Origin of the sequence: Nostoc sp. UHCC 0870 (genome assembly GCF_022063185.1) — a bacterium.
Lineage (GTDB): Bacteria > Cyanobacteriota > Cyanobacteriia > Cyanobacteriales > Nostocaceae > Trichormus.
Genome location: NZ_CP091914.1, coordinates 126,905 through 149,031, shown reverse-complemented (window position 1 = coordinate 149,031; position 22,127 = coordinate 126,905). Strand labels below are relative to the sequence as shown.

The 22,127-nt window shown below is 39.4% G+C and carries 19 protein-coding genes, 4 pseudogenes and 2 CRISPR repeat arrays; of the genes and pseudogenes, 8 read left to right on the top strand and 15 right to left on the bottom strand.

Annotated elements, in window-relative coordinates:
- Positions 1-8: 8 nt before the first annotated feature.
- The 4 genes and pseudogenes from L6494_RS27720 to L6494_RS27705 form a co-directional block, all read right to left on the bottom strand.
- Positions 9-215: a hypothetical protein gene (locus L6494_RS27720; RefSeq protein ID WP_237996431.1), complete on the bottom strand. Its 207-nt coding sequence runs from the start codon at positions 213-215 to the stop codon at positions 9-11.
- 264 nt (positions 216-479) lie between these two features.
- Positions 480-863, bottom strand: a complete 384-nt coding sequence (locus tag L6494_RS27715) for a thermonuclease family protein (protein ID WP_237996937.1) — start codon at positions 861-863, stop codon at positions 480-482.
- A 173-nt stretch (positions 864-1,036) separates the two neighbouring features.
- Positions 1,037-1,507, bottom strand: a pseudogene (locus L6494_RS27710) (plasmid pRiA4b ORF-3 family protein); the annotation flags it as partial.
- Positions 1,508-1,654: 147 nt separating this feature from the next.
- Positions 1,655-2,257, bottom strand: a pseudogene (locus L6494_RS27705) (recombinase family protein); the annotation flags it as partial.
- A 138-nt stretch (positions 2,258-2,395) separates the two neighbouring features.
- Here L6494_RS27705 and L6494_RS27700 point away from each other — a divergent pair.
- The 8 genes and pseudogenes from L6494_RS27700 (at position 2,396) to L6494_RS27665 (ending at position 10,601) form a co-directional block, all read left to right on the top strand.
- Entirely contained in the window at positions 2,396-5,350 is a 2,955-nt protein-coding gene (locus L6494_RS27700) for a Tn3 family transposase (RefSeq protein WP_237996429.1), read from the top strand.
- 79 nt (positions 5,351-5,429) lie between these two features.
- A pseudogene (gene csx10, locus L6494_RS27695) lies at positions 5,430-5,882 on the top strand (type III-D CRISPR-associated RAMP protein Csx10); the annotation flags it as partial.
- Positions 5,879-6,340, top strand: coding sequence for a hypothetical protein (locus L6494_RS27690; protein ID WP_237996428.1), 462 nt, complete (start codon positions 5,879-5,881; stop codon positions 6,338-6,340). The pseudogene csx10 and the gene L6494_RS27690, both read left to right, overlap by 4 nt.
- A 21-nt stretch (positions 6,341-6,361) precedes the next feature.
- The gene (gene csx7, locus L6494_RS27685; protein WP_237996426.1) at positions 6,362-7,288 is read left to right on the top strand and encodes a type III CRISPR-associated RAMP protein Csx7; all 927 of its coding nucleotides are present in this window, start codon (positions 6,362-6,364) and stop codon (positions 7,286-7,288) included.
- A gap of 4 nt (positions 7,289-7,292) precedes the next feature.
- Entirely contained in the window at positions 7,293-8,306 is a 1,014-nt protein-coding gene (locus L6494_RS27680) for an RAMP superfamily CRISPR-associated protein (protein WP_237996424.1), read from the top strand.
- Positions 8,294-8,818 (top strand): hypothetical protein, encoded by a 525-nt coding sequence (locus L6494_RS27675; protein ID WP_237996422.1) that lies wholly within the window; start codon positions 8,294-8,296, stop codon positions 8,816-8,818. The genes L6494_RS27680 and L6494_RS27675 overlap by 13 nt, the downstream gene beginning before the upstream one ends.
- 1 nt (position 8,819) lies before the next feature.
- Positions 8,820-9,875 carry an RAMP superfamily CRISPR-associated protein gene (locus L6494_RS27670; RefSeq protein ID WP_237996420.1) on the top strand — a complete coding sequence of 352 codons (1,056 nt, stop codon included), beginning with the start codon at positions 8,820-8,822 and terminating at the stop codon, positions 9,873-9,875.
- A 9-nt stretch (positions 9,876-9,884) separates the two neighbouring features.
- Entirely contained in the window at positions 9,885-10,601 is a 717-nt protein-coding gene (locus L6494_RS27665; RefSeq protein ID WP_237996411.1) for a hypothetical protein, read from the top strand.
- Positions 10,602-10,634: 33 nt separating this feature from the next.
- On the opposite strand, the gene L6494_RS27660 is transcribed toward L6494_RS27665, so the two are convergent.
- From L6494_RS27660 to L6494_RS27610, 11 genes and pseudogenes are all read right to left on the bottom strand, one after another.
- The gene (locus L6494_RS27660; protein WP_237996409.1) at positions 10,635-11,441 is read right to left on the bottom strand and encodes a hypothetical protein; all 807 of its coding nucleotides are present in this window, start codon (positions 11,439-11,441) and stop codon (positions 10,635-10,637) included.
- Between the two features lie 112 nt (positions 11,442-11,553).
- Positions 11,554-11,892: a XisI protein gene (locus L6494_RS27655; protein WP_237996406.1), complete on the bottom strand. Its 339-nt coding sequence runs from the start codon at positions 11,890-11,892 to the stop codon at positions 11,554-11,556.
- Positions 11,880-12,296, bottom strand: coding sequence for a XisH family protein (locus L6494_RS27650; protein ID WP_237996933.1), 417 nt, complete (start codon positions 12,294-12,296; stop codon positions 11,880-11,882). The genes L6494_RS27655 and L6494_RS27650 overlap by 13 nt, the downstream gene beginning before the upstream one ends.
- A 122-nt stretch (positions 12,297-12,418) precedes the next feature.
- A CRISPR array of direct repeats spans positions 12,419-12,746; the repeat unit is 35 nt; unit sequence GTTTCCATCCCCGTGAGGGGTAAAGGAATTAAAAC.
- Between the two features lie 636 nt (positions 12,747-13,382).
- On the bottom strand, positions 13,383-13,649 hold the full coding sequence (locus tag L6494_RS27645) for a hypothetical protein (protein WP_237996404.1): 267 nt from the start codon (positions 13,647-13,649) through the stop codon (positions 13,383-13,385).
- A gap of 130 nt (positions 13,650-13,779) precedes the next feature.
- Positions 13,780-14,094: a hypothetical protein gene (locus L6494_RS27640; protein ID WP_237996402.1), complete on the bottom strand. Its 315-nt coding sequence runs from the start codon at positions 14,092-14,094 to the stop codon at positions 13,780-13,782.
- A gap of 779 nt (positions 14,095-14,873) precedes the next feature.
- A complete protein-coding gene (locus tag L6494_RS27635) occupies positions 14,874-15,143 on the bottom strand; it encodes a hypothetical protein (protein ID WP_237996401.1) in 270 nt (89 codons plus the stop codon).
- Between the two features lie 138 nt (positions 15,144-15,281).
- On the bottom strand, positions 15,282-15,560 hold the full coding sequence (gene cas2, locus L6494_RS27630; RefSeq protein ID WP_237996931.1) for a CRISPR-associated endonuclease Cas2: 279 nt from the start codon (positions 15,558-15,560) through the stop codon (positions 15,282-15,284).
- Positions 15,560-16,606: a CRISPR-associated endonuclease Cas1 gene (gene cas1, locus L6494_RS27625; protein ID WP_237996399.1), complete on the bottom strand. Its 1,047-nt coding sequence runs from the start codon at positions 16,604-16,606 to the stop codon at positions 15,560-15,562. The genes cas2 and cas1 (L6494_RS27625) overlap by 1 nt, the downstream gene beginning before the upstream one ends.
- A gap of 333 nt (positions 16,607-16,939) precedes the next feature.
- Complete coding sequence (locus L6494_RS27620; protein ID WP_237996397.1) at positions 16,940-17,569, bottom strand: Uma2 family endonuclease; 630 nt, start codon at positions 17,567-17,569, stop codon at positions 16,940-16,942.
- A 101-nt stretch (positions 17,570-17,670) separates the two neighbouring features.
- Positions 17,671-19,249: direct repeats of the CRISPR family, unit length 35 nt; unit sequence GTTTCCATCCCCGTGAGGGGTAAGAGATTTAAAAC.
- A gap of 329 nt (positions 19,250-19,578) precedes the next feature.
- A pseudogene (gene cas1 / locus L6494_RS27615) lies at positions 19,579-20,475 on the bottom strand (CRISPR-associated endonuclease Cas1); the annotation flags it as partial.
- 34 nt (positions 20,476-20,509) lie between these two features.
- A complete protein-coding gene (locus L6494_RS27610) occupies positions 20,510-21,808 on the bottom strand; it encodes an IS4 family transposase (protein WP_237995764.1) in 1,299 nt (432 codons plus the stop codon).
- Positions 21,809-22,127 lie beyond the last annotated feature (319 nt).

Below are 22,127 nucleotides of genomic sequence, written 5' to 3'. Positions count from 1 at the left end.
CGCAAACATTATAACATCATCAAAGTCGCCCTAAAAGGGCGAGGCTTTAGACCCATTTTTTTTGGTAAATCATTCACTGCATTAATGCTTGAGGTGGTAATTTCTACAGTAGTATTCTTGATCCCATCAACTACATTTTCTACACCATTTGCTGCTTCTTGAACTTTTTCTCTGAGCGTATCAGCTAAATTAAGTGCTTTGTTTATGAAATTCATATTTTTGTAAATTATGATTTGTACGGTTTATTATTTAATCCAGTTTGCTCCTGAAAAACAAAGAAATACATCAGCATTAATCAGGAATTAGCCAAGAAAAAGTTAAAGTTATAGTAAGGAATTTATAACATTAGTATGTAGCTGGGGAAAACTTGGATTATAAAGCTAGTTTAACTGTTTTATTTCCAATTTAAGTAAATTTTTGATTAATATGGCAATTAGCATTATTTGAAGCAGTTTCTAGCTGGAATATTCTTGATGTAATCACCGTTCACAACCAACCCCATCCCTATCCCTATCAAACCCATGCGGATCTGGTTGATTCACTCTAAATCTGCGATAAGAAATATCACGGCAATCCAAATCTGGCGAGTTCGGCGGAATACAAAAATCGGGATAAGAGCGATCGCACTGTTGGACTTGTGTTTGCGTGGTTGCAGGCTGAGTATTTTTCTTCCCTCGCCGGAAATCCCAAGGCATCACGGGCTGCGATTGATTCCAAAAGCCCAGCTTTTGACTTTTAGCATTGGCCTCAGCCTGGAGGAATTGGTCTTTAGTATTGGCACATCCTTTGAGATACTGCCGATACACCACAGCTTGTCCCTCTTGTACCATCGTCAGGTTCACAGAGCGATTGTTAACAAATATCTCAGCTACCAGTCTTTTGTATCTATCGCGCTCAATTTGGCGAACTTGGGGTAAAAGTAGCGAAGAGAGAATTTGCCGCCACGCAATGGCTGAAAAGCATATCTAGAAAGCATTTCAGAAAAAAAAGCTAATTTACCTACCAAAACTGTTATGTTATTGGAGATACCAGTAAATTATTTGAATTCTTGTAACCTTTGATTAACTTCATTGATGTCGAAGGTATCTGGATTAAAGCTTTCACCTACCCACTCCATCCTCTCTTCGTATTCTGGATGTGACGGTGAAGTAATAATTTCCAGTAACTCTGCATAGCCCCAAGAACCACCACAATCTTCAGGAGGACAAGCACGCTTCCCAGTGATACATATGGGGTAGTTTGTATTAGGAGTTGATGGTAGTTCTTTTTCTACCAAAATTTCGTGTTCCCAGCTATCTCCAAAATCGTAAGTGTAAGAAAATTTGAACTTCTCACTCTTAACCACCTGACTTAGCTTTACAGTCTTTTCTGAACGCACATTAAACTCTCTTTGAGTTTGACCATAATCAATGCCAGCAATGGAAAATTGGTGCATATGATAGTTATCCCAGCCCATTACCTCTTGCACAATCAGATGTAGCTGTTCAAGCGTCGTCGAACTTAATACCTGTATCCTTCTCCAAATAGGGGGTCGAATGTTCTTGAGGGTGATTTTGAGTTGGTAAACGGTTTGATTACTTGCAGATTTTTTTGAAGCCATAGTTGCTTGCTCAAGATTAGATATCAAATTTGTCTGATTGTCCTTAGCTGCATTTGACGAAAGTCGATGTCGTTTGACAATATCTAAGACCGTTGTTTTCGATAGATGTAGCGAAGCAGCAATTTTGCGGTAGGAGTAACCAGTTTGCACCATCTGCAAAACTTTGGGGGCTAACTTGTCTGCTTTCACCCGTTGTCCCGGTTGCCTGCCAAATTTTTGACCTCGTGCTTTAGCCGCCGCCACCCCCGAACGCACTCTTTCTCGCACCAAATCCCGTTCAAATTCAGCCAAGGATGCCATTAAATGAGCAATTAGCCTGCCTTGTGGTGTATTCAAATCAAATTGCAATCCAGTTTGAGCAATTAAGGAAACACCCCAACTATGGAGTGACTGCAACGTCTCAATCAGGTCAATGGTGCTGCGTCCCCAACGGGTCATCTCCGTTACCAGAATGGCATCAATTTTATGACTTTGAGCTAACGCCATCACAACAGATCGCTCGGTACGGCTATTTTTAGTCCCAGAAATTGTTTCCTTCCAAACTCCAACCACTTGATAGCCACTCAAGGCCGCATACTCTACTAAGTCCCGTTCTTGTCGCTGACAGGACTGATCAGTTGTAGAAACTCGGCAATAAATGGCAACTCTTTGTACCAATTAAACCCTCTGGATTTTGTCGGTCTCAAACCCGTACTGCACTGTTCAATTTTAGTGTATCAAATAACTTATACTTTAGCTGATACGATAATTAGATAAACTTTTGTATCCTATGACTAGGGTGAGGAACGGTAAGGAGTGAAACGTCAATGGGATGCAGAAGAACTGGTAGAAAATTTTACGCTCCTGCCAACAGAAATGGCACTGCTGTCAAATAAAAGTGAGGAAAATCGCTTGGGCTTTGCTGTGCTACTGAAATTCTTCCAGATGGAAGCAAAATTCCCCCGCACCAAACAGGAAGTTCCCAAACAGATTGTTTCTTACATTGCGAGACTTCTCTCCGTATCGCCAAAACAATATGGTGAATACTCGTTTCATGGACGCACTATTGAACGTCATCGCGCTGAAATCCGTGAATTCTTTGGTTTTCGAGAATTCAACCCACAAGACAAAACAGAACTGATTGCTTGGTTGTGCGAATTTGTCTTGGCATACGACCGTCAAGCCTCCTCATTAGAAGCAGCAGTGTATCAACGTTTACGGGAGTTAAAGTTAGAACCACCAATACCCGAAGCGGTAGAACGGCTGATTCGGTCTGCGGTCGTCACTACTGAAAAAGAATTCTGTGCTGGCATCTTCAACCAAATTGAATCAGAAACGCTGACCAAAATGGATGCCCTTCTCAATACTCAAGATGCTCTAGATGATGACCAGAGCCAATTTAAACAGTCGGTCTTCAATTTCCTCAAAACAGACCCCGGTCGTACCAGTCTCAAGAGTATCTTCAAAGAAGTCTCCAAACTTGAATGTATCCGGGATTTGGGACTACCGACCAAACTGTTTGCTAATGTTCCCCCCAAAATTATTACTCACTACCGTCGGCGGGCTAGCGCAGAAACACCCCGCGAACTGCGTCGTCATCCTGCGAAAATTCGCTACACATTAGTGGCAGCCTTCTGCTGGCAACGCAACCAAGAGATTACCGACAGTTTGGTGGAGTTGCTCATTCAAATTATCCACCGCATTTATGTTAATGCCGAACGGCGGGTGGATAAACAACTTATTGAGGAATTTAAACAGGTGGATGGTAAGCCACGCTTGTTATTTGAAATTGCTCAAGCTTCACTCGAACGTCCAGAAGAACCTGTTAAGGATGTTGTTTACCCAGTAGTTAGCCCGAAAACACTGCAAGCGGTAGTCAAAGAATATAAATCTAACAGTCCTACATATGAGGAAAAGGTTTACACAGTGATGCGTTCATCATATCTGCATCACTATCGGCGCATGGTTCCTCAACTGCTATCCACACTAGAGTTTCGCTCTAATAATGATATGCACCGCCCAGTAATTTCTGCTTTGTCATTGCTTAAAAGATACCAATCCAGCAATCAGCGATACTATGCAATCGGTGAGGAATTGTTCATCAATGGTGTTCTCTCCAAGGAGCAACGCCACCTGATTTTGGAACAGGACAAGGATGGGCAGGAACGGGTAAATCGGGTCAATTATGAAATATGCGTGCTACAGGCACTGCGAGATAAGCTGCGCTCCAAGGAAATTTGGGTAGTTGGGGCTAAACGCTACTGTAACCCAGAAGAAGACTTGCCCCAAGACTTTGAAGTACATCGAGAAACCTACTACTTGGCTTTAGGGCAACCATTAGATGCTCTCACTTTTATCAGCCAACTCCAGCAGGAAATGACTCAGGCTTTAACAATGCTGGATAAAGGAATGCCCAGCAATACTAAAGTCAAGATTCAAAAGAAGAAAAATGGCTGGATTAGCGTCTCTCCTCTAGAAGCACAGCCAGAACCACTCAATATCTTGCAACTTAAACGTGAGATAGAAAGACGCTGGCCCCTGACCAGTTTGCTGGATATGTTGAAAGAAGCCGACCTGCGGATTGGTTTTACTAATCATTTCAAGAATACGGGTGTGCGTTCTAACCTAGACCGAGAAACCCTACAACGACGATTGTTGTTGTGTTTGTATGGATTGGGTAGTAATACTGGACTCAAGCGTATGTGCGGAGGAATTAACAGTGACTTAGAGTATGATCTGCGTTATGTCAAAAAGCACTACATTCACCGAGAACACTTGCGTAATGCTATCGCAGAAGTTGTAAATGCTACTTTCAATGTTCGTAAGGTAGCAATTTGGGGAGAAGGTACGACAGCGTGTGCTAGTGATTCCAAAAAGTTTGGCTCGTGGGATCAAAATTTGATGACAGAATGGCATATCCGCTACGGAGGTCGGGGAGTGATGATCTATTGGCACGTTGAGAAAAAATCTGCCTGCATCTACTCTCAGCTTAAGACTTGTTCTTCTTCGGAAGTGGCAGCAATGATTGAGGGTCTTCTACGGCATTGCACTGATATGAAAGTAAAGAAAAACTATGTAGACACCCACGGTCAAAATGAAATTGCCTTTGGCTTTTGCCGTTTACTGGGCTTTGAGTTGATGCCTCGGATCAAGCGCATCGGCTCCCAAAAGTTATATCTACCAAGTGCTGGACAAAAACAAGATTTTCCTAATTTACAACTTGTACTGACTAAAGCGATTGATTGGGAACTGATTCGCCAGCAGTATGACCAGATGATTAAATATACTACTGCTTTACGTTTAGGAACGGCGGAAGCAGACACGATTTTGAAACGTTTTAGCCGTTCTTCTCCTCAACATCCAACACAAAAGGCACTTTCTGAGCTAGGTAGAGCAGTGAAAACTATATTTCTGTGTCACTACCTCAACTCTGAGGCTTTACGACGTGAGATTAATGAAGGGCTGAATGTGGTGGAAAACTGGAATAGTGCTAATGGTTTTATTTTTTACGGCAAAAACAGTGAAATTGCTACTAACCGCCTAGATGAACAAGAATTATCGGTTTTGTGCCTCCATTTGCTGCAAATCAGCCTTGTTTACATCAATACGCTGATGATTCAAAGGGTTTTAGCAGAAGCCACTTGGATGAAGCAGATGAGACAAGAAGATTTCCGGGCGTTATCACCGTTGATTTGGGTACATGTTAACCCTTACGGCACTTTTCGACTGGATATGAACGAGCGATTACAAATTGATGCTGCGTCTCCTTGATTTTTTTTTCTGAAACCTAATCTGGGTAAGATTTTCAGCCGTCGCGTGGCGGCAAATTCTCTCTTCGCTACTTTTACCCCAATTTAATCAAGCATTACATAAACGCTGGAAAAATTGGTCTGAAGCATTTGGCACTCGCACACCTAACCCAACTAGCAATTGTACTTTCTTTACACTTAATTTGCACTCTGATGCAATTTTGACTGAAGATTGGCAGCGTACTACAGTGATTTTACCAGAAATGCTCCGGCAGTTTGCATCTGTCGAGGACCCTAGCTTACAACTCCACACAGCTTACAGTAGTTATAGTTACACTTCTGGTTGGAATAGTGCTTGGGGTTTGATGAAAGATGTTGAACTTGTCACGAATAAAGGGTCAGTTTATTTATTTAGCACTGAAAATCGACAGTTGTGGGAGGATGCACTCTCTAGTTTAGAGTTGCGGGGTGTAGGCGATCGCACCTGTGAAGGATTTGGACAAGTAGAAGTTTGCAACGAGTTTCATCAAATATTTCGGGAGGATGCAGTATGACAGATTTGACTGAACAGCAACAAAAATTTGAGCAGCAAAGAGAGATACAACAAAAAGAATTCAAAATTCAAAAAGAGATTCGTCAAATCGAAGATGATTTAGTTATAGCTATTGAGAAAATTTTAAAAAATAAAGATTCATGTAAAAACTTAGAAGAAGCCCAATATCGCAATTTAATGCACGTTGCTGATACAACAGAAAGTATTGAAGTCATCAAGAATTTTTTGCGCTATCAGTTAGGTCGTGACAAAAAATGGGGCGTAGGAGAAAATTCAATTGCTCAAAGAATTATTAATGATATTGATAATTTACTTCATGAGAAAGCTAAGAAAATTGTCGAAGAAGTCAACTATATAGAAAAATTTAAATCTGTTCGGTTAGAATTAACCCGCCGTTATCTTGGTTATGGTTCTCGTCGTCTTAAGTACATTAATGCCAATAACAGTAATAAATCTTAAAGTTAATCTTAGGTAAAAACTATGTTTGAAATTTTTAAAAATCGTCTAGAAATTATCGGTACTCTTGAAACTGTTACAGCTTTGAGAATCAGTGCTGGACGTTCCACAGAACCAATTGGGTCTGATTTACCAGTTATTAAAGATGCTTTTGATAGACCATTAATCCCCGGTTCGAGTTTAAAAGGTGCATTACGTTCACGGCTGGAAAGTTTTTTGCGGGGAATTCATCATGATTTTGCTGCTAACCCAGCCCAGGAAACAGAATGGTCAATTCCTCCAGATGAAATGGCTAGTGTTAAAGAGCGTATCAAAAATTTAACCCCACAAGAAAAGGAAGCTCAATTACACGAATATATTCTCAACAACACTGATTTAGTTTCTTCACTATTTGGTTCACCTTGGCTGGCTAGTAAATTTCAAATTCGTGATTTAACAGTCAGCCAACCTGACGACAATTGGTTTGGTCAGTATCAAGAACGTGATGGTGTTGCGATTGATAGAGATACAGAAACTGCTGGTGATAGCAAACTTTATGACTTTCAAGTTGTACCAGCCGGGACTCCTTTTATATTTCATGCAGTGATTGAAAATGCCGAAGAATGGGAATTAGGAATGTTGATGATTGGCTTACATCAATTTCAAACGGAACAAATTCCCCTTGGTGGCGGACGTTCTCGCGGCTTAGGAGTTGTCAAGCTGATAATTAAGAAGATGAACTGGGTTGATGTCCGAGATGAAAATTACAAACGAGATAAAACTTACAAACCACAAACAGACCCAAAGAAAGTACAAGACTATCTCAAATCTTTGATTAATAATAGTTCTAATTCTGCTTCTTCTGATATTGATACTCAATCTTTAAAACAAGCTTGGGCTGACGTTTTTATTAATCATCTTTCTAGCGAACTTCAAAAACGCACTAACACTACAGCAACTTCTTCTCACTAGAATCATGCACAAGCAATTTGTTAACCACTGCACAATTGACCTGACAATTATTCCAGATGGCCCTATTTTGATTAAATCTGGTCGGGAAGGTGCAGACCCCACTAAACCCCAGATGGAATTTGTCGAAACTTTTCACAATGGTAAATCCATAATTTATTTACCTGGTAGTTCGCTTAAAGGTGCAATTCGCGCCCATGCTGAACGTATTGTGAGAACGGTAGGTCATCCCGAATATGAAAAACCATCTAATACGGAACTGGTTTGGGCGAACAATCCTTTGGATACAGATAAATACGATTATTTATACGAAAATCCTCAAGCTGAACAAGGGGTAAAAAAGAAATTACCTGCACCCGCCATATATAAAGAATCATCATTTACTGACCAGATATTTGGTAATATTGCGATCGCCAGCCGTTTCCGCATTGAAGATGCCTATCCTGATACTTCAGTCCCACTCAAAATCGAAGAACGTAACGGTGTCGCCATTGATAGAGTATTTGGTTCAGTAGCACACGGGCCCTTTGATTATCAAGTCTGTACTGCTGGCGCGTTTAAGACCAAAATTCACCTAAAAAACTTTTCCCTCGCCCAGCTGGGATTAATTGCATTGGTATTGCGTGACTTAAATGCTGGCTGGTTTGGTATTGGGTTTGCCAAATCGCGGGGTTTGGGTGTAGTTCGTCTAGAGTACAACAGTGCTGTTGTCCAGTATCCTGGCTGCACATTGGACGATAACAACCAAATTTACTCATTTGGCAGTTCAACGCCTTGGGATAAAATTTATCTTTTAGGGGCTGGAAAGTTTCTACGAGGTGATAACGCCAACCCCTACAATTTCCCAACTAACGACACAGAAAAACAAGAAGTAAAAAATGTTGCGTTAACAGCAATGGACTTTAAATTTGGTGTAGAACTGCGTTGGGATGGTGAGAATGGTGTTCGAGATTTATTTACTAAAGCTGTTGTGGCTTGGAGTCACTTGCTGCAAAACGGAGGTGCGGTATGTGCTTCGTAGGCGTAAATCAGCAACCGCTATCGGCGGAAGAATTAATTAAATTACTGCAAAAATTCTCTACTCCACCGAGTTATTACTTTTTACGCTGGGCGCATCGGGTAGGAGGATTTTGGCGACTAGGTGCGGAAGATTCTGAATATACTAGCTTAGAAGCAGATGTGCGCGCTCGCCTGCAAAAAAATCTTGACGAAACTTTCCCCAGTCCACAAGGACAGCTATTTAATTCCATATTAGAAGTACGTTGGCAGCAAAAACAAGGTAAATATGAGGTGTTACTTCTCAGTTCTCAAGATAAAGCACCGATTTTTCAGCTTCAAAATAAGCAATATAGTTTTCGTCCTATTAAGCGTAATTGGGAAATTATAGAGCAGAATGTATTATTGCATTCACCTACAGAAACGCGATTTCCTAAAGATTTGAACTCTGAAGATATCAAAAATATTGCTCAACGTTACTTCCGAGATAAACACACCGCTACTGTACATTTTGTTGCATTAACTATCAAAAAATAACATGGCTAGAAATTCTTCCCGTTCTCAAAATTTTGGTGGTTCAAATCAAGAACGTGGCCCCAGACCATACGATTTTGTTTATTTCCCTACAACACCACCAACCCAAAATCAACCGCCTGGACACCATAAATATTTACCAAACCATTTACATGGCACTTTATTTCTAACTTTAACAGTCCAGACAACACTGCATATATCAACAGGTGTAGTGCTGTTGGGTGAGGATATTAATCAAGCAGACATTCCTTTAATCAAAACAATGGTTCAAGGTAATGACAACGAACTATTAATCCAAGGTAGTTCTTTAAAAGGTTGTATTCGTTCAGTGTATGAGGCTATTACTAATAGCCGTGTTGGAGTTAATCCCAAACAGCCCAATGAATACCCAGAAGAACGTCTACCAGCCAAGGAAAAAAATCAACTTTGTCCTGCTAGTATAGTTTTTGGTGCATCTGGTGAAAAATGGGGATGGCAAGGGTTAATAACAATTCAAGATGCTCATTGTGAAATGACAGGTTCTGAAGTTGGTTTTATGCCTAATCTTTGGCGACCTAGACCTGATGAAAATCAGGCATATTATAATAATGATGGTAAAACTGTTGGTTGGAAATTTTATTATAATATGAAAAATTCCATCGACAAAGGTTTAGATAACGGGATTCCTGTACAAGTAGCATTTAGAAATGATGAATTTAGCACTCAATTAAATTTTAAAAATCTCAAACCAGAAGAATTAGGAGCTTTACTGATTGCTTTAGGGCAAGATAAAAATTATCCCCTAGTCTTAAAGGTCGGTGCTGGTAAACCCATAGGAATGGGAAGTATGACAGTAGCCATCACTGAAGCAGAAATAGTTCAAAATCAAGCTGATTTATATAATCGCTATACGTCTTTAAGTTTACCATCTAGTCAACTCTTAACCGATGAATCCCTGCAAGCTTTCATACAAAGTAAAATTCAACAAGCACACGAAGCGTTAATTGCCCAAACTCAATTACAAAAATTATCAGAAATTCTCAATTCTTCTACAAATCGCATACCTTATGAAAGTTATTAATTAAAGAATATGACTAATATTAACTATTTTATAACTGAGGAACATTTACAAATAGCTCATAAAATTGCTAAGTTTTTGAATCAGGAGCAAAAACGTATTGAACCTGGGAAAGAAGGTATTAGCACTGAGTTAAGTAAATTGATTACTTATCTTGACGCAAAAATTAAGCAAAATTCGTATGTTGATAAAAAATTAAGAAAACCATCAAGGTTTTTTACATATATTGAACAATTAGTTGAACACGGAAAAACAATTGGGCATAGTAAAAAAACAACTAATTACTATGAAAGTATTAATGAAGTTTGTAATCAATACCTCAAATCTTATGAAAAAAAGCCTTTAGTAATTATCCAAATCTTAGGCTGGTCGCAACGCTTAATGCGGTATTACAAAACAGTAGATGATTATGATGATACTGATATTTCACCAGGTATATCAACAGAAGTGGTAGTGCGAAAAACTCCTAAAGTTATAGAGACTCCCAAAATAGTAAAACCTCAGAAAACAGAAGACATAAAAACATTAGAAAGTCCTCAGTTACTCAAACCTACTAAACCTATACCACCCCAATTAATAGAACCGAAGAAATCAGAAGATTCCAAAAATTTACAACGTCCTAGAATACCAGATTCTCCCAAGCCGATAAAAAATTCTCAACCCGAAGCACCTAAACCTGTAGAACCGCCAAAACCGTGGGAACGGGTTCCTAAAAAACCATCTAAATAATCTCCTAGTTTGGTGATTGAAAAATTTTTATACCTAATTATTTTGCCCATGCGCTACATAAGCAGCATCAGCAACCATACCTACTAACGTTATTGCTGTATTTGCTGGTGCATAGTATCTACCCTTAAATGTAGCATTATTAATTGCTTTTATTGCTGGTGGAGCAACGTATATTATTAAAGTGACTTGTTGTGGTAAGGTCTGTAGGAATTCATCAATAATTGCCTTGGCAGTTTCTTCTCGTTTATCTGGTGACAACTCAGAAAACTTTTTACCCGTAGTATCAACGGAGTTTTCTAAATCTAAAACACATACATCAGCTAAAAACTTCTGTGGAATCGTTGTTTTATTCCAAAATTTTACATTTTTAAATTCCCTAGCTACGAGTAATTTATATTCATTTGTTTCTCCATCTGATGATGGTAAATAATAATCTACAGTAGTTGAACTAATAACCCGTTCGCGCTGCAAAGTTCGTTTAACATTCCTAACTTCTTTTTTTACTAATCGGGCAATATGATTATCAATTTCTTGTTGAATAGCCTGAGTTGCAACTTCTTTAGCACTTTTTAAATTGTTACCAAATACAAAAACGACAACTCCGCCCAAAAAACCAAATGCGACTAAGGTAAATTGCATTGCTGCAACAAATCTGTTAAAGCTTTCACCTAGTTGACCATTGGTAGCCTTGAGAAATTCTAACTGGCTTTTGAGTAGTTCAATATCATTGATATTTTTTGCCGGATTTACCACTGGTGAAGGTGTGGTTGTAGGTGTTGGAGTTTGGGCAATAACTAAATCCCAAATGTGGGATAAATCAATTGTAGGTAGCCAATCCATAAGTATTTTGTTGATGGCGATTACTTCTCTATTTAATCATGAGCGATCGCACACATTATTGTATTCCAACTTTAACTTAAGCGATCGCACTTCCCTTAATACTGTAACTATATTAAACTACTACTCCATATCCTGTGTACGGACGTTTATATGGTGGCTGCAAACCCAATACAATATCGTCTTTTTGTACTCCCATCTCTAACAGTTCTTGTGCTAAGTCCACATCTGTCATATTCTGCTGAATCCAGATTTTATCATTTTTAATATCAAAATGAATAACAGCGTGATACACACGACTTAAGCCATTCCACCCTATACGCATCAATTGATAGTGGTCGTGCATTGTATCGAATATTAATTGGTTTTCAATTTCTTCACGGTGCAGTTTATACTGACCGTGTTTAGTTAAAATATTTTGGATATATTGGCGATATTGCTCTAGTTTGTCCATTTCACAATCACCTCCATAATTGGATCATATACGATTAGTTTTAGTTGATGTCGCCGCACGGCAATTTGGGCAAGTTTAGTCTGAAAAAACGTTTCATAAGCATCAACTGGAACAGCCAAATATAACTCACGTTCTGGTTCGTTTTCTTCCAGTGCAATTTGATAGTTCAAGAACTGTCCTAATGCTGTATGAAAGTCGCTAACCGCAGAGTTACTCGCAAAACTTTTAATTTCAACGGCTATTTTTTCGTCTTTTCTTTCTGCTGCTATCAGCCTTTCTGCACCTAAGTCTATTTTCAGCGTCACCTCCTCAAATTCTATTTGTAGGGGATCATCAGTAACTATCCAATTTTCTTTCTGGAGTGCTTTTTTAACCGCTTCATGAAATAAATCTCTAGCTGACATCAGCAAAAAACTTTGTTTGTATTTATCGCACCATTGCCTATCTATTCTATCAAATACAGTCTCCATAGTGGTCATGCTGCGATCGCATTACATCACCGCTACTAAATCCCGCTATTGATTATGTTTCCATCCCCGTGAGGGGTAAAGGAATCAAAACTTGGCAGTTCTGATAATTGAGTATTTGTACCCTAAGTTTCCATCCCCGTGAGGGGTAAAGGAATTAAAACTACTCAGTAGATCGCCTAAGCGATTTTTAGAGTAACTAGTTTCCATCCCCGTGAGGGGTAAAGGAATTAAAACGTTTCTTTCATTGGTGTTTTCATCACTGCCACTGGTGTCGCTGTTTCCATCCCCGTGAGGGGTAAAGGAATTAAAACCGGATTGCTCCTGTGGGAAAAATACTCCTCTACCCAACGTTTCCATCCCCGTGAGGGGTAAAGGAATTAAAACCCTACCCTTGTAGAAGCCTTATGCAGAGAGGGTTACAGATACCCATTTTAGCGGGGGGTGCAATTCACCTGTCAATAATCTCAAGTTATTGAGAATAAAAGACTATTAGACCCTGTTCAAATGCTTACTGGGTAAGCTTTTCGCGGGGGTCAACGCAAGAATGAGCGTTTTGGCGATCGCCTGACCCCCGCTAAAAATTTGCGTATTATTGGTCACAAATAATACTTTTTACTTCATTTGGAAACTTAATATTAACTTTTCAAGGTGCTGTTTTTCTGACTGCGATAATATCAAATCATGCTTTACTCTTCAAGCAACTTGGCGAATTTAAGTATAAATCTTCACAATATCAACATAGCCGTATCAAACCCCCCATCATAAAAAATCTCCAGAGAACCTAAAGCTCTACTGGAGATAAAAAATATATGTAATACCACTTCATCAGATATCGCTTGATATATCTCTAAATATTAGAGAAATCTAGTGATTACCAAGCATAAATGTCAAACCAATTCGCAATTAAATCAGTGGGGGCTTGTACCCTGAGTGAACCAATTGACAATTACGTCCGCAATTGCGAACTGCGAATTGTTTGGGTCAGTGGCATTAATCAAAACGTAGGTGATAGGAAATTAGTCAACTCAAAGCATCCTTTTTAGATGAATTTTGCACTCCTTGCACATCAAAAATAATCGCAAAATCGACATCCTTGATGGAATTATTCAGCACTTGTGAGTAAGCAACTGCATCATCGCGGCGACGAAATCGTGCAACAACAATTACTTTTTGGTGCTTCTTAGCCAGGTTATCAACTGGCGATGAGACACCTGTGTTATCCAATTGCTGCTGATTAGATAAAACACGAATAATACACCACGGATGTAATTGCTCATAATAGTTCATAAAACTACCTCACAAAAGCTGGTAATTAATCCATCTAAAAATCAGCTTTTAAGTTGACTTCATCACAGTAGGTAAAAAATATGAGACAAGACAGAGCAAGCTGATATTGACAAGATGAATATTTTGTGAATTACTTCAAATCAGGTTGCTTATTGTCAAAATTCAACCAATGCAAAACCTGTTCGGGAATCTCTTCAAAATGTTCCAGAAAGAAATCCATCAAAGCTAAATGGAGTAAATCGTTATGGGTGGGATAGCGTCGATTAGAGCCATTTCTAAACCAGCCTCGAACGGTTGAATCAGAACGGGAACATATCAAGGCAATTAGCTCATAACTTACACCCCATTTGGCATAAAATTGTGCTGGTGTTATGCTAAACTCCCAATTGCTATAGAGTAAAATCAGATGTCGTTCGCGTGTGGTGATTCGACGAAGATTAGACATGATAAATAAGTAAAAAGTAAAAAGTAAAAAACCAAAAGACAGAGCCAAGCTCAGAAGTTGTAAAAAGTAGTAGGTTGGGTGTAAGGAAGTGAAACCCAACATTATTAGGACTTACGCAACTGGCATATTTTTCCTGTAGGGTGTGTGACGCAGCGAGAAGATTTAAACGTAGTCATGAGACTTATAGCGTCACGCACCAACCACCAATTGTGACACTTGCGTAAGTCCTGATTATTTAACGTGAGTTGGACAGAACCTAACCCCAACCCCTTCTTGTAGGTAAGGCTGCTCAAAATCTATAACTGAGTACCAAAGAATGAGGGTTTTAAGCCTCTCCCCAACGCGGGGCTACGGTGTACACACAAGTCTTAAAATCCCAGTCACCACTTGCTTTATAGCCCTTCAATGTCATTCTGAGTGGAGTCCTGAGCGAAGCGTTCGCGCCAGCGTTCCCGTAGGGTAGGAACTGGAAGGAAGAATCTCGGACTTGCACCGTAGTCTCTAGATGTTACCCTGCGGGAACGCTTTCAGCGAACATTTCGCTGTCGCTACATTCAACATGACAGTTGAGAATTTTCTCAAGGTTCTGAAATGTATGTGGGTAGCACTTGTGTGTACACCGCAGCCAACGCGGGGAGAGGTACTCTAGGGGTTCGCGGTAGCGTCTGTCTACGACACGCTACGCGTTCGCGTTAGCGTCCCGCAGGGAACGTAAGAGAAGCAAGCTATGGAGAAGAGTTCTTCCAAATTTATCGAACTCACGTTTATTTATTACGTGATTAGTGCGAATCCAAATGTGTGATAATGATGCTCTGTTCCTCCGTATAATGCCAGTAAAACCGTTTCGCCATTGATGCAGAAGAACTCCAGAGTTCACCATCTTTACAACGATAGCGATGAGTTCTTAAACTACGATATGCAGCCCCATTATTAGCGAAACATTCAAAAGCTTTATCGTATTGCTTACGGTCTTTTGGGGATAAGGAATCAAGTTGTTCTTGGGCTTTTTCAGCGAAAATCAAACGGAATTTGACAGCTTGAATGTGCATTCAAAAGTTTCCGAATGTCCAATGTCCAAACTCGACCGAAAGCGCAGAGATTTTTGCACAGGTGGAGCGCGTGCTTTTTTCCAAGCGTTCATTTTGCGATAATTTATGTGGGTAATACTTTGTTAGGGGTTGCGTGAGCTAAACTATAAACGCAGCATCGTCTACTACAAACTCAGGTTGCGTTCCCAATACTGCGACCTTGCAACGATTGTGTGCAGACATAGGGTAAAATCTCACTTGGTCTTCGCGTTTGTTAACGAGTCGGAAGAGGTATTTGGATAGGTTTTCATACTGCTTTTCATCCAACACACACTCAAAAACCGACTTTTGCACCCGCAAACCGTAAGCTTCCAGAAGTTTCGCTACTTTATTGCGCCGGGTATCGCTCACGATGTCGTAGCAAACCAAATAAAACATCATCGTTTCACCAGCTTTAGGGGAACAGTTGGCGGTTTGATAGTGTTGATGAAATCAGAATTTGCAGGATGAAACTTTAACGCTAGGGGACGGTAAAACTCTACATCTCCCAGTAAAGATGCAAGATATTCCCGCACCTGTAAGTCAAGACATTGACGATAACTTACTTCTCCAGCATAAGGATGCAATACGAAAGTTCGCAGTTTTCCTTCCCAATGTTGGAGAAATTTTTGTAGAAGTTTCTGTGAATGGCTTTTACCATTCCCATTACCGTTACCATTGGTGTTAGTTGAATTGCGGACAAAATTTAACACTAAATCATCAACAATCGGGGCGCGAAACTCGGCGGTAAAGTCCCATGCTAAGGGCAGTTCTTGATGAATATCGCGGTGTAAAATTGGATAATTGGGGTCAAGTCCTACCGTGTTCAACAGTGTATAAATATATTGATGTAGGAGTTGATTTCCCAAATTGATTAGTCCGCTAATGCGCTTCGTAGTTGTAGGCGGACATTGATTGTAGAAACTGATTAAGGAAGCAACAGCACAGTAATAGATGTTATCAGCTTCCTGGCTATATTCGTGCAGTTGATCTATTCCTGAAGCTACTGGTAAGTTATCCATCAACAGCATCAAGTAATTTAATGCTCGTTGAGTTGTGTGATTAGCATAGTGGCGAGTCCAGTTTTGCAGAACAGTATGCTGATTGTGCAGTTTTGCCCAGATAATACTTTCTGCTGTAGCACGGTTAAATTCAATATCGCGTGCGCGTCTACGTTGGTAGGTGAGATATTTTGCTTGTAGTTGGGATGGATTTTCTAATCGTCCTAAATATTCACCAGTTTGAGTTAAATATAACACGGGAATCTGATGTGAAGTAACAATTTTAATTACTTCTTTTGGTAAACTGATATTACCAAAAATAATGAACTGGCTGAGATTGCGAATTGGAATACTAATGCGTTGATTCTGTTGATGAAACACCTTTAAATATTGGTGTTGAATTTGAAAAGATATGTCTTGTTCTGTGATGTAAATGGTAGACATAAATTGAAGTCAACTAGGTTTAGTTGTAGGTGAGAAAATTTTCTTTCCTTACCTATATTTCAATTTTGTCAGGTTGATATATGAGTTCGTATTTGCATAAATCCTATTTTTATATGAGTTCGTATATGGGTTATATGAGTTGCTAAAAAGGCATAAAAAAAGCCGGAGGTACTACTCCCGACTTAGCTATAGTTTAATGATTCAAGCAATTACATAATCATTTTCGTTTACTTAGTAAAGAAAAAGTAAAAATGTATACATCGTAAATAAGAAGACCATTTCAAACAAGCAAAAGCCTTGATATATCAAACTTTTGACTTTTGACTTGCGTTACTAGGTCTGTGGATTGGCCGATTCAAAAATTTGTTCAGCAGTCAGAACTAAGTCTGGAAAAGCTAACGATTCGATGAGATCGCCATTTTGGAACTGCTTAACTTGGTATTCCCCTTCAAATAACGAGTAAATTGAGATAGTTGCTTGTTTAGGATTGCCAATAAATTTTCTACCACCCAAAGCCGCATAATCTACAATCCAGTATTCGGAAATACCGATAGCTTCGTACTGACCAAGCTTGGTAAAGTAATCATCACGCCAGTTTGTGCTGACAACCTCTATAACTAATGGAATTGATGACGCTTGACTAACTGTTGATTTACTTCTCCACAAAGGCTCATTGACTAAATTGAGGCGATTTAACAACAGTAAGTCGGGTAAGAAAGCAGATTCACTTTCAGATGATTGAACAAACCCCATTTTAGGAATGTCATAGGGTTTTGAAAGACGGGCGCACTCCAGCACAATTTGCTTGATCAAGAATGCAATAAGTAATTCATGATCTCCTGTTGGTGGTGGCATTTGCTTGATAAATCCATTATGCAGTTCGTAACGAAACTGCGTTGAATTAGCTGGATACCAGTCTAGAAACTGGTCAACATTAATAGTAATTGGTAGCGATTGAATCATTTATCTACCTCCATTTTTCAATGAAAGTGAGTTTTTTACACTAATTATAAGGAATTAAAACACCAAATTGAATGGTTGAAAACTATTCAATATTTTATACCGTTTCCATCCCCGTGAGGGGTAAGAGATTTAAAACGATGACAGAGAATGGGTACAAAGTCCTGACCCCATTGGAGTAGTTTCCATCCCCGTGAGGGGTAAGAGATTTAAAACTCGTTTTTGGTTTTGGTTCTGCTTCAGCCGTAAAGTTTCCATCCCCGTGAGGGGTAAGAGATTTAAAACCTTTACGAAGAGCTGAAAAATCGCTTAGTCAAACATATTGTTTCCATCCCCGTGAGGGGTAAGAGATTTAAAACGTTCTTTTGGCTTCATTCAAGCTCTTTACTTTGGAGTGTTTCCATCCCCGTGAGGGGTAAGAGATTTAAAACCCAAATTGTCAACGGTACTGTAAAGGTTTCCGACTTGTTTCCATCCCCGTGAGGGGTAAGAGATTTAAAACTCGTACTTTATGCTCAAGGAAACCTTGGAGTATTGGATTGTTTCCATCCCCGTGAGGGGTAAGAGATTTAAAACATTTGTTTGTCCTTCAGGGCAACAATCATCCGACAGTTCGTTTCCATCCCCGTGAGGGGTAAGAGATTTAAAACACAAAGTTGTACGCAAGATAAAAGAATTGCAATAATTGTTTCCATCCCCGTGAGGGGTAAGAGATTTAAAACATTTTTGTGGGCTACCCAGACAAGGGGGGCATCCAAGTTTCCATCCCCGTGAGGGGTAAGAGATTTAAAACTGAAAGATTGTTTCCCAATGATGTTATATTTGGAGTATCGGCATCCAAGTTTCCATCCCCGTGAGGGGTAAGAGATTTAAAACACTTGTGGATGCAACAGCTCCTCAGTTCGCCCTCTTAGTTTCCATCCCCGTGAGGGGTAAGAGATTTAAAACTTTGATTGCGGAACTCAAGAAAATGATGCCAAAAATGTTTCCATCCCCGTGAGGGGTAAGAGATTTAAAACTCCCTGTTCCTCCAGTCTTTAAAGGCCAGGAATAGAGTTTTGTTTCCATCCCCGTGAGGGGTAAGAGATTTAAAACCCAGAAATGAAGCGACTAGCACAGCTAGATCGTGAAGTTTCCATCCCCGTGAGGGGTAAGAGATTTAAAACACTTCTATCTCTTAGGATTAGAAGTTACTGTGCCAGCTTTTGGTTTCCATCCCCGTGAGGGGTAAGAGATTTAAAACCTTAGAACTCTATCGCCTATTGCAAAACACAAGCGAAAGTTTCCATCCCCGTGAGGGGTAAGAGATTTAAAACGAAAAAAAATAACGAGCTGACTGAATCGTTTAAAGCAAGTTTCCATCCCCGTGAGGGGTAAGAGATTTAAAACTTGTATTGATTGGGCAGTTTTGCCCTTCTTTTTAAAAGAGTTTCCATCCCCGTGAGGGGTAAGAGATTTAAAACTCATTAAGTTTTTGGAAAGTAACTTAGGTAATTTCACGAAAGTTTCCATCCCCGTGAGGGGTAAGAGATTTAAAACGATGAGGTTCGTTTCATGATACTATTTCTTATGTATCGTTTCCATCCCCGTGAGGGGTAAGAGATTTAAAACGAAAAAAACTAAAGCACGAGATCCGAAAAACAGAAAAGTTTCCATCCCCGTGAGGGGTAAGAGATTTAAAACCCTACTGTTACAGAAGGCTTACCAAATAAGGCTTACAGAACTGTAAAACTGAGGGGGGTCGATTTTACCTGTCAATAGACCATAGTTATTGAGAATAACTACATTCTGGAAGTAACTCAAACCCTTATACAGTCAGGCATCTGAGGGGGTCTACGAAATAATCAGCCTTTCGGCGTTTGTACAACCCCCCCAGTTTACACTTCTTAACAAAATAGCTTTCGGAAACTAACTATTAAGTTCAAAGCCGAGAATATTTACTGATTAAATTTTCAAGGTGCAGATGTTGGTATAAACAATACCATAGCAACTTGCGAAATGCAATCTCTCTATTAAGGTTTCCAAATCATTGGACGATATATCTTCACCTCTCCCGTCAGACAAGCTACATACTCCCGCACTTGTAACTCTAAACACCTGCGAAAGCTAACTTTATATCCTGTATTTGGGTGTGTTAACTCAGATTGCAGCTTTTCTTCCCAGTGCTTGAGAAACTTTTTCAACGCATGGGGTTGAAGATATACACCGCTTCTTTCATCAGGAAGAGTAAAATCGTCTGCTGTGAAAATATTGGAATTAATCAAATAAGCAACTAAAGAATCAACTAGTTGAGCGCGAAATTCTTCCATTAAATCACTAACTAAAGCTGGATGATTATCGCGGGGGACATGAAGATTACCAAAGTGACTGTGCAATCCTACAGCTTGGATAAATGAGAAAACATTTTGGCTAAGTAATGTATATCCTAAACTTAAAAGGCTATTCACTGGATCAGTCGGTGGACGCTTGGTACGTTTCTCGAATTTAAACGCCCCAGAGAATAAAGTTCCCAATGCTTGAAAATAAACTGTTGCTGCTTTTCCTTCATATCCTCGCAAAGCATCCATACTTTCTGCAAACGGTAATTTATCCATCAAAATATCTAAAGTTTTTATGGCTTCTTTGACAAGATTGTCATCAAAATCTGGCGATTTTCTCCGATTTAAGCGCATTAATAATATTCGAGAGTTATGGATTTTAGCTGTGACAATCACTTCTGCTTGAGTGCGTGTAAATTCAGGATTTTGACAACGCTCAACCTGTAACATCAAATATTCAACTTTCGCATCACCTTCTACTTGCAACCTGCCAAAATATCTGCCCTTCTGGGATAAATACATAATGGGAATCCGTCGCCGTAACGCCATGCTCACAGCACCATGCGATACATTACAACAACCAAACAACACCCATTGGTGACAAGTTAAGGCTGTAAATCTTTTGTCAAGAGGCTTTGAGAGAATTGTTGAAGAAAAACTGGTCAGACCCTCGTTGAAGATCAGGGAAAGGAGCGACAATTAACTTAATGTTTGGTTTTCGCTTCTGTTTGATAATCCCTAAATCTCGATTTTGAGGGTCAGCAAAATACTTAACAGGGTCTGTTGCCTTACCTTTTTGATGAGCCATCGTAAAATGATAAAGACCACGATAAATCATTTCTAATGAAATCTCATCAAAAGGCAGAGAAAGTTCGTCAGCTACAGCATCACCTAAATCTACTAAAACCGCATAAAATAACCAAGTTGCCCAAATCTGCAACTTAATCCCATTAATTGAACCCGTCCATAAATAACTTAGCCCTAAGAGTCTTTTGACAGTATTAAAAGCATCTTCAATGCGCCAACGTCGTCGATATAAATCGGCTACAACATAAGGGGGTAAAACATTAGGATCTAGAACGCTTGTTAAATAAGAATGCCATGTTTTTCCAGAACGCACTTCAATTAACCGTAAGGTAATAAATGGGGTCTTATTTGTGCCAGAACCCAGACGTATCTTTCTGTCCCTGAGTCCATAGCTATCTGTAAATACCTGTTCTATCTTGATTGCTGCTCCTTTTTTTATTCTCGTAATAAAGTCAACTTTTTTCTCGATTAACTGATGCCAAAACTTAAAGTGATAAAAACCTCTATCTAATAAGAGTAAAGTTCTTGTTGTAACTAAATTTAGGATATTTTCTTCCGATTTAGTGTCAGATGCCTTGGGATTTTCTTCAAACCAAATTTCTACAGGTAATCTGGTCATTAAATCAATGACTGTACTCATTTTTCCTGCTAATTGCCCTCTTTGAGCCGACTCTAAGCTTTGTAATTTTCTAAACAATGCCTCCAGTGTTGACCCGTCTACTATCCAAATTTTCTCGAATTTTGATAATGTAAACTGAATACTTTCTGGCAACGGTCGTTTATTTCTACTATGCCAAGCTGTTCTTAAACTAGGCAGTAAATCTTTAAATACTTTTTCAAATAATTCTGATGGAAATGTCAAAAATCTCTGTGATACAGCTTGTTGACTAACTTTTGTAGGATTACACCACAGAAAACCGTCTCTAGCTAACATTCTTGTCAGTTCTCTGACTCCGGCTATGTCTCGCCATAACAAGGTTAGTACCGCAGCCATCATCAATGGTAAATTCAGTATCCGTTCTCTGAGTCCTAGTTTTCGGTAGTAATTTTCTTGATTTGTAATCGCTGGGGTCAATAATTTTTCCAGTTGCTCTGCAATTACTTCGTCTTCCACCATTGGTCTGTGTTTCTTTTTGGCGTGGTCTCTATTGGTTTTTTTGCTGGTGGTCATGACTGGACTCAATCGCTCAATTACTTGTCTAGACTGAGTTTCCCATGCTTTTGACCACTACAAATACCACCCTTGACAATTTTCCCTTTTCCTTAACTTGTCACCAATGGTGGTAGGGTGTGTTACGGCTACATCAAATTTTGATGCTTAGAGATAACATCAATTAGCCGTAACGCCCCCTATAATTAAGAGGATATTTGAAAAATCTCTGGCAATGTATCAAATACTTTTAGATCCCCCTAAATCCCCCTTAAAAAGGGGGACT

Bases quoted from the DNA above. Each gene is read 5' to 3' on its own strand.
- L6494_RS27720 (WP_237996431.1), bottom strand. From the start codon at position 215: ATGAATTTCATAAACAAAGCACTTAATTTAGCTGATACGCTCAGAGAA.
- L6494_RS27690 (WP_237996428.1), top strand. From the start codon at position 5,879: ATGACAGATTTGACTGAACAGCAACAAAAATTTGAGCAGCAAAGAGAG.
- csx7 (WP_237996426.1), top strand. From the start codon at position 6,362: ATGTTTGAAATTTTTAAAAATCGTCTAGAAATTATCGGTACTCTTGAA.
- L6494_RS27680 (WP_237996424.1), top strand. From the start codon at position 7,293: ATGCACAAGCAATTTGTTAACCACTGCACAATTGACCTGACAATTATT.
- L6494_RS27675 (WP_237996422.1), top strand. From the start codon at position 8,294: ATGTGCTTCGTAGGCGTAAATCAGCAACCGCTATCGGCGGAAGAATTA.
- L6494_RS27670 (WP_237996420.1), top strand. From the start codon at position 8,820: ATGGCTAGAAATTCTTCCCGTTCTCAAAATTTTGGTGGTTCAAATCAA.
- L6494_RS27665 (WP_237996411.1), top strand. From the start codon at position 9,885: ATGACTAATATTAACTATTTTATAACTGAGGAACATTTACAAATAGCT.
- L6494_RS27660 (WP_237996409.1), bottom strand. From the start codon at position 11,441: ATGGATTGGCTACCTACAATTGATTTATCCCACATTTGGGATTTAGTT.
- L6494_RS27655 (WP_237996406.1), bottom strand. From the start codon at position 11,892: ATGGACAAACTAGAGCAATATCGCCAATATATCCAAAATATTTTAACT.
- L6494_RS27650 (WP_237996933.1), bottom strand. From the start codon at position 12,296: ATGTCAGCTAGAGATTTATTTCATGAAGCGGTTAAAAAAGCACTCCAG.
- L6494_RS27645 (WP_237996404.1), bottom strand. From the start codon at position 13,649: ATGAACTATTATGAGCAATTACATCCGTGGTGTATTATTCGTGTTTTA.
- L6494_RS27640 (WP_237996402.1), bottom strand. From the start codon at position 14,094: ATGTCTAATCTTCGTCGAATCACCACACGCGAACGACATCTGATTTTA.
- L6494_RS27635 (WP_237996401.1), bottom strand. From the start codon at position 15,143: ATGCACATTCAAGCTGTCAAATTCCGTTTGATTTTCGCTGAAAAAGCC.
- cas2 (WP_237996931.1), bottom strand. From the start codon at position 15,560: ATGTTTTATTTGGTTTGCTACGACATCGTGAGCGATACCCGGCGCAAT.
- cas1 (WP_237996399.1), bottom strand. From the start codon at position 16,606: ATGTCTACCATTTACATCACAGAACAAGACATATCTTTTCAAATTCAA.
- L6494_RS27620 (WP_237996397.1), bottom strand. From the start codon at position 17,569: ATGATTCAATCGCTACCAATTACTATTAATGTTGACCAGTTTCTAGAC.
- L6494_RS27610 (WP_237995764.1), bottom strand. From the start codon at position 21,808: ATGGTGGAAGACGAAGTAATTGCAGAGCAACTGGAAAAATTATTGACC.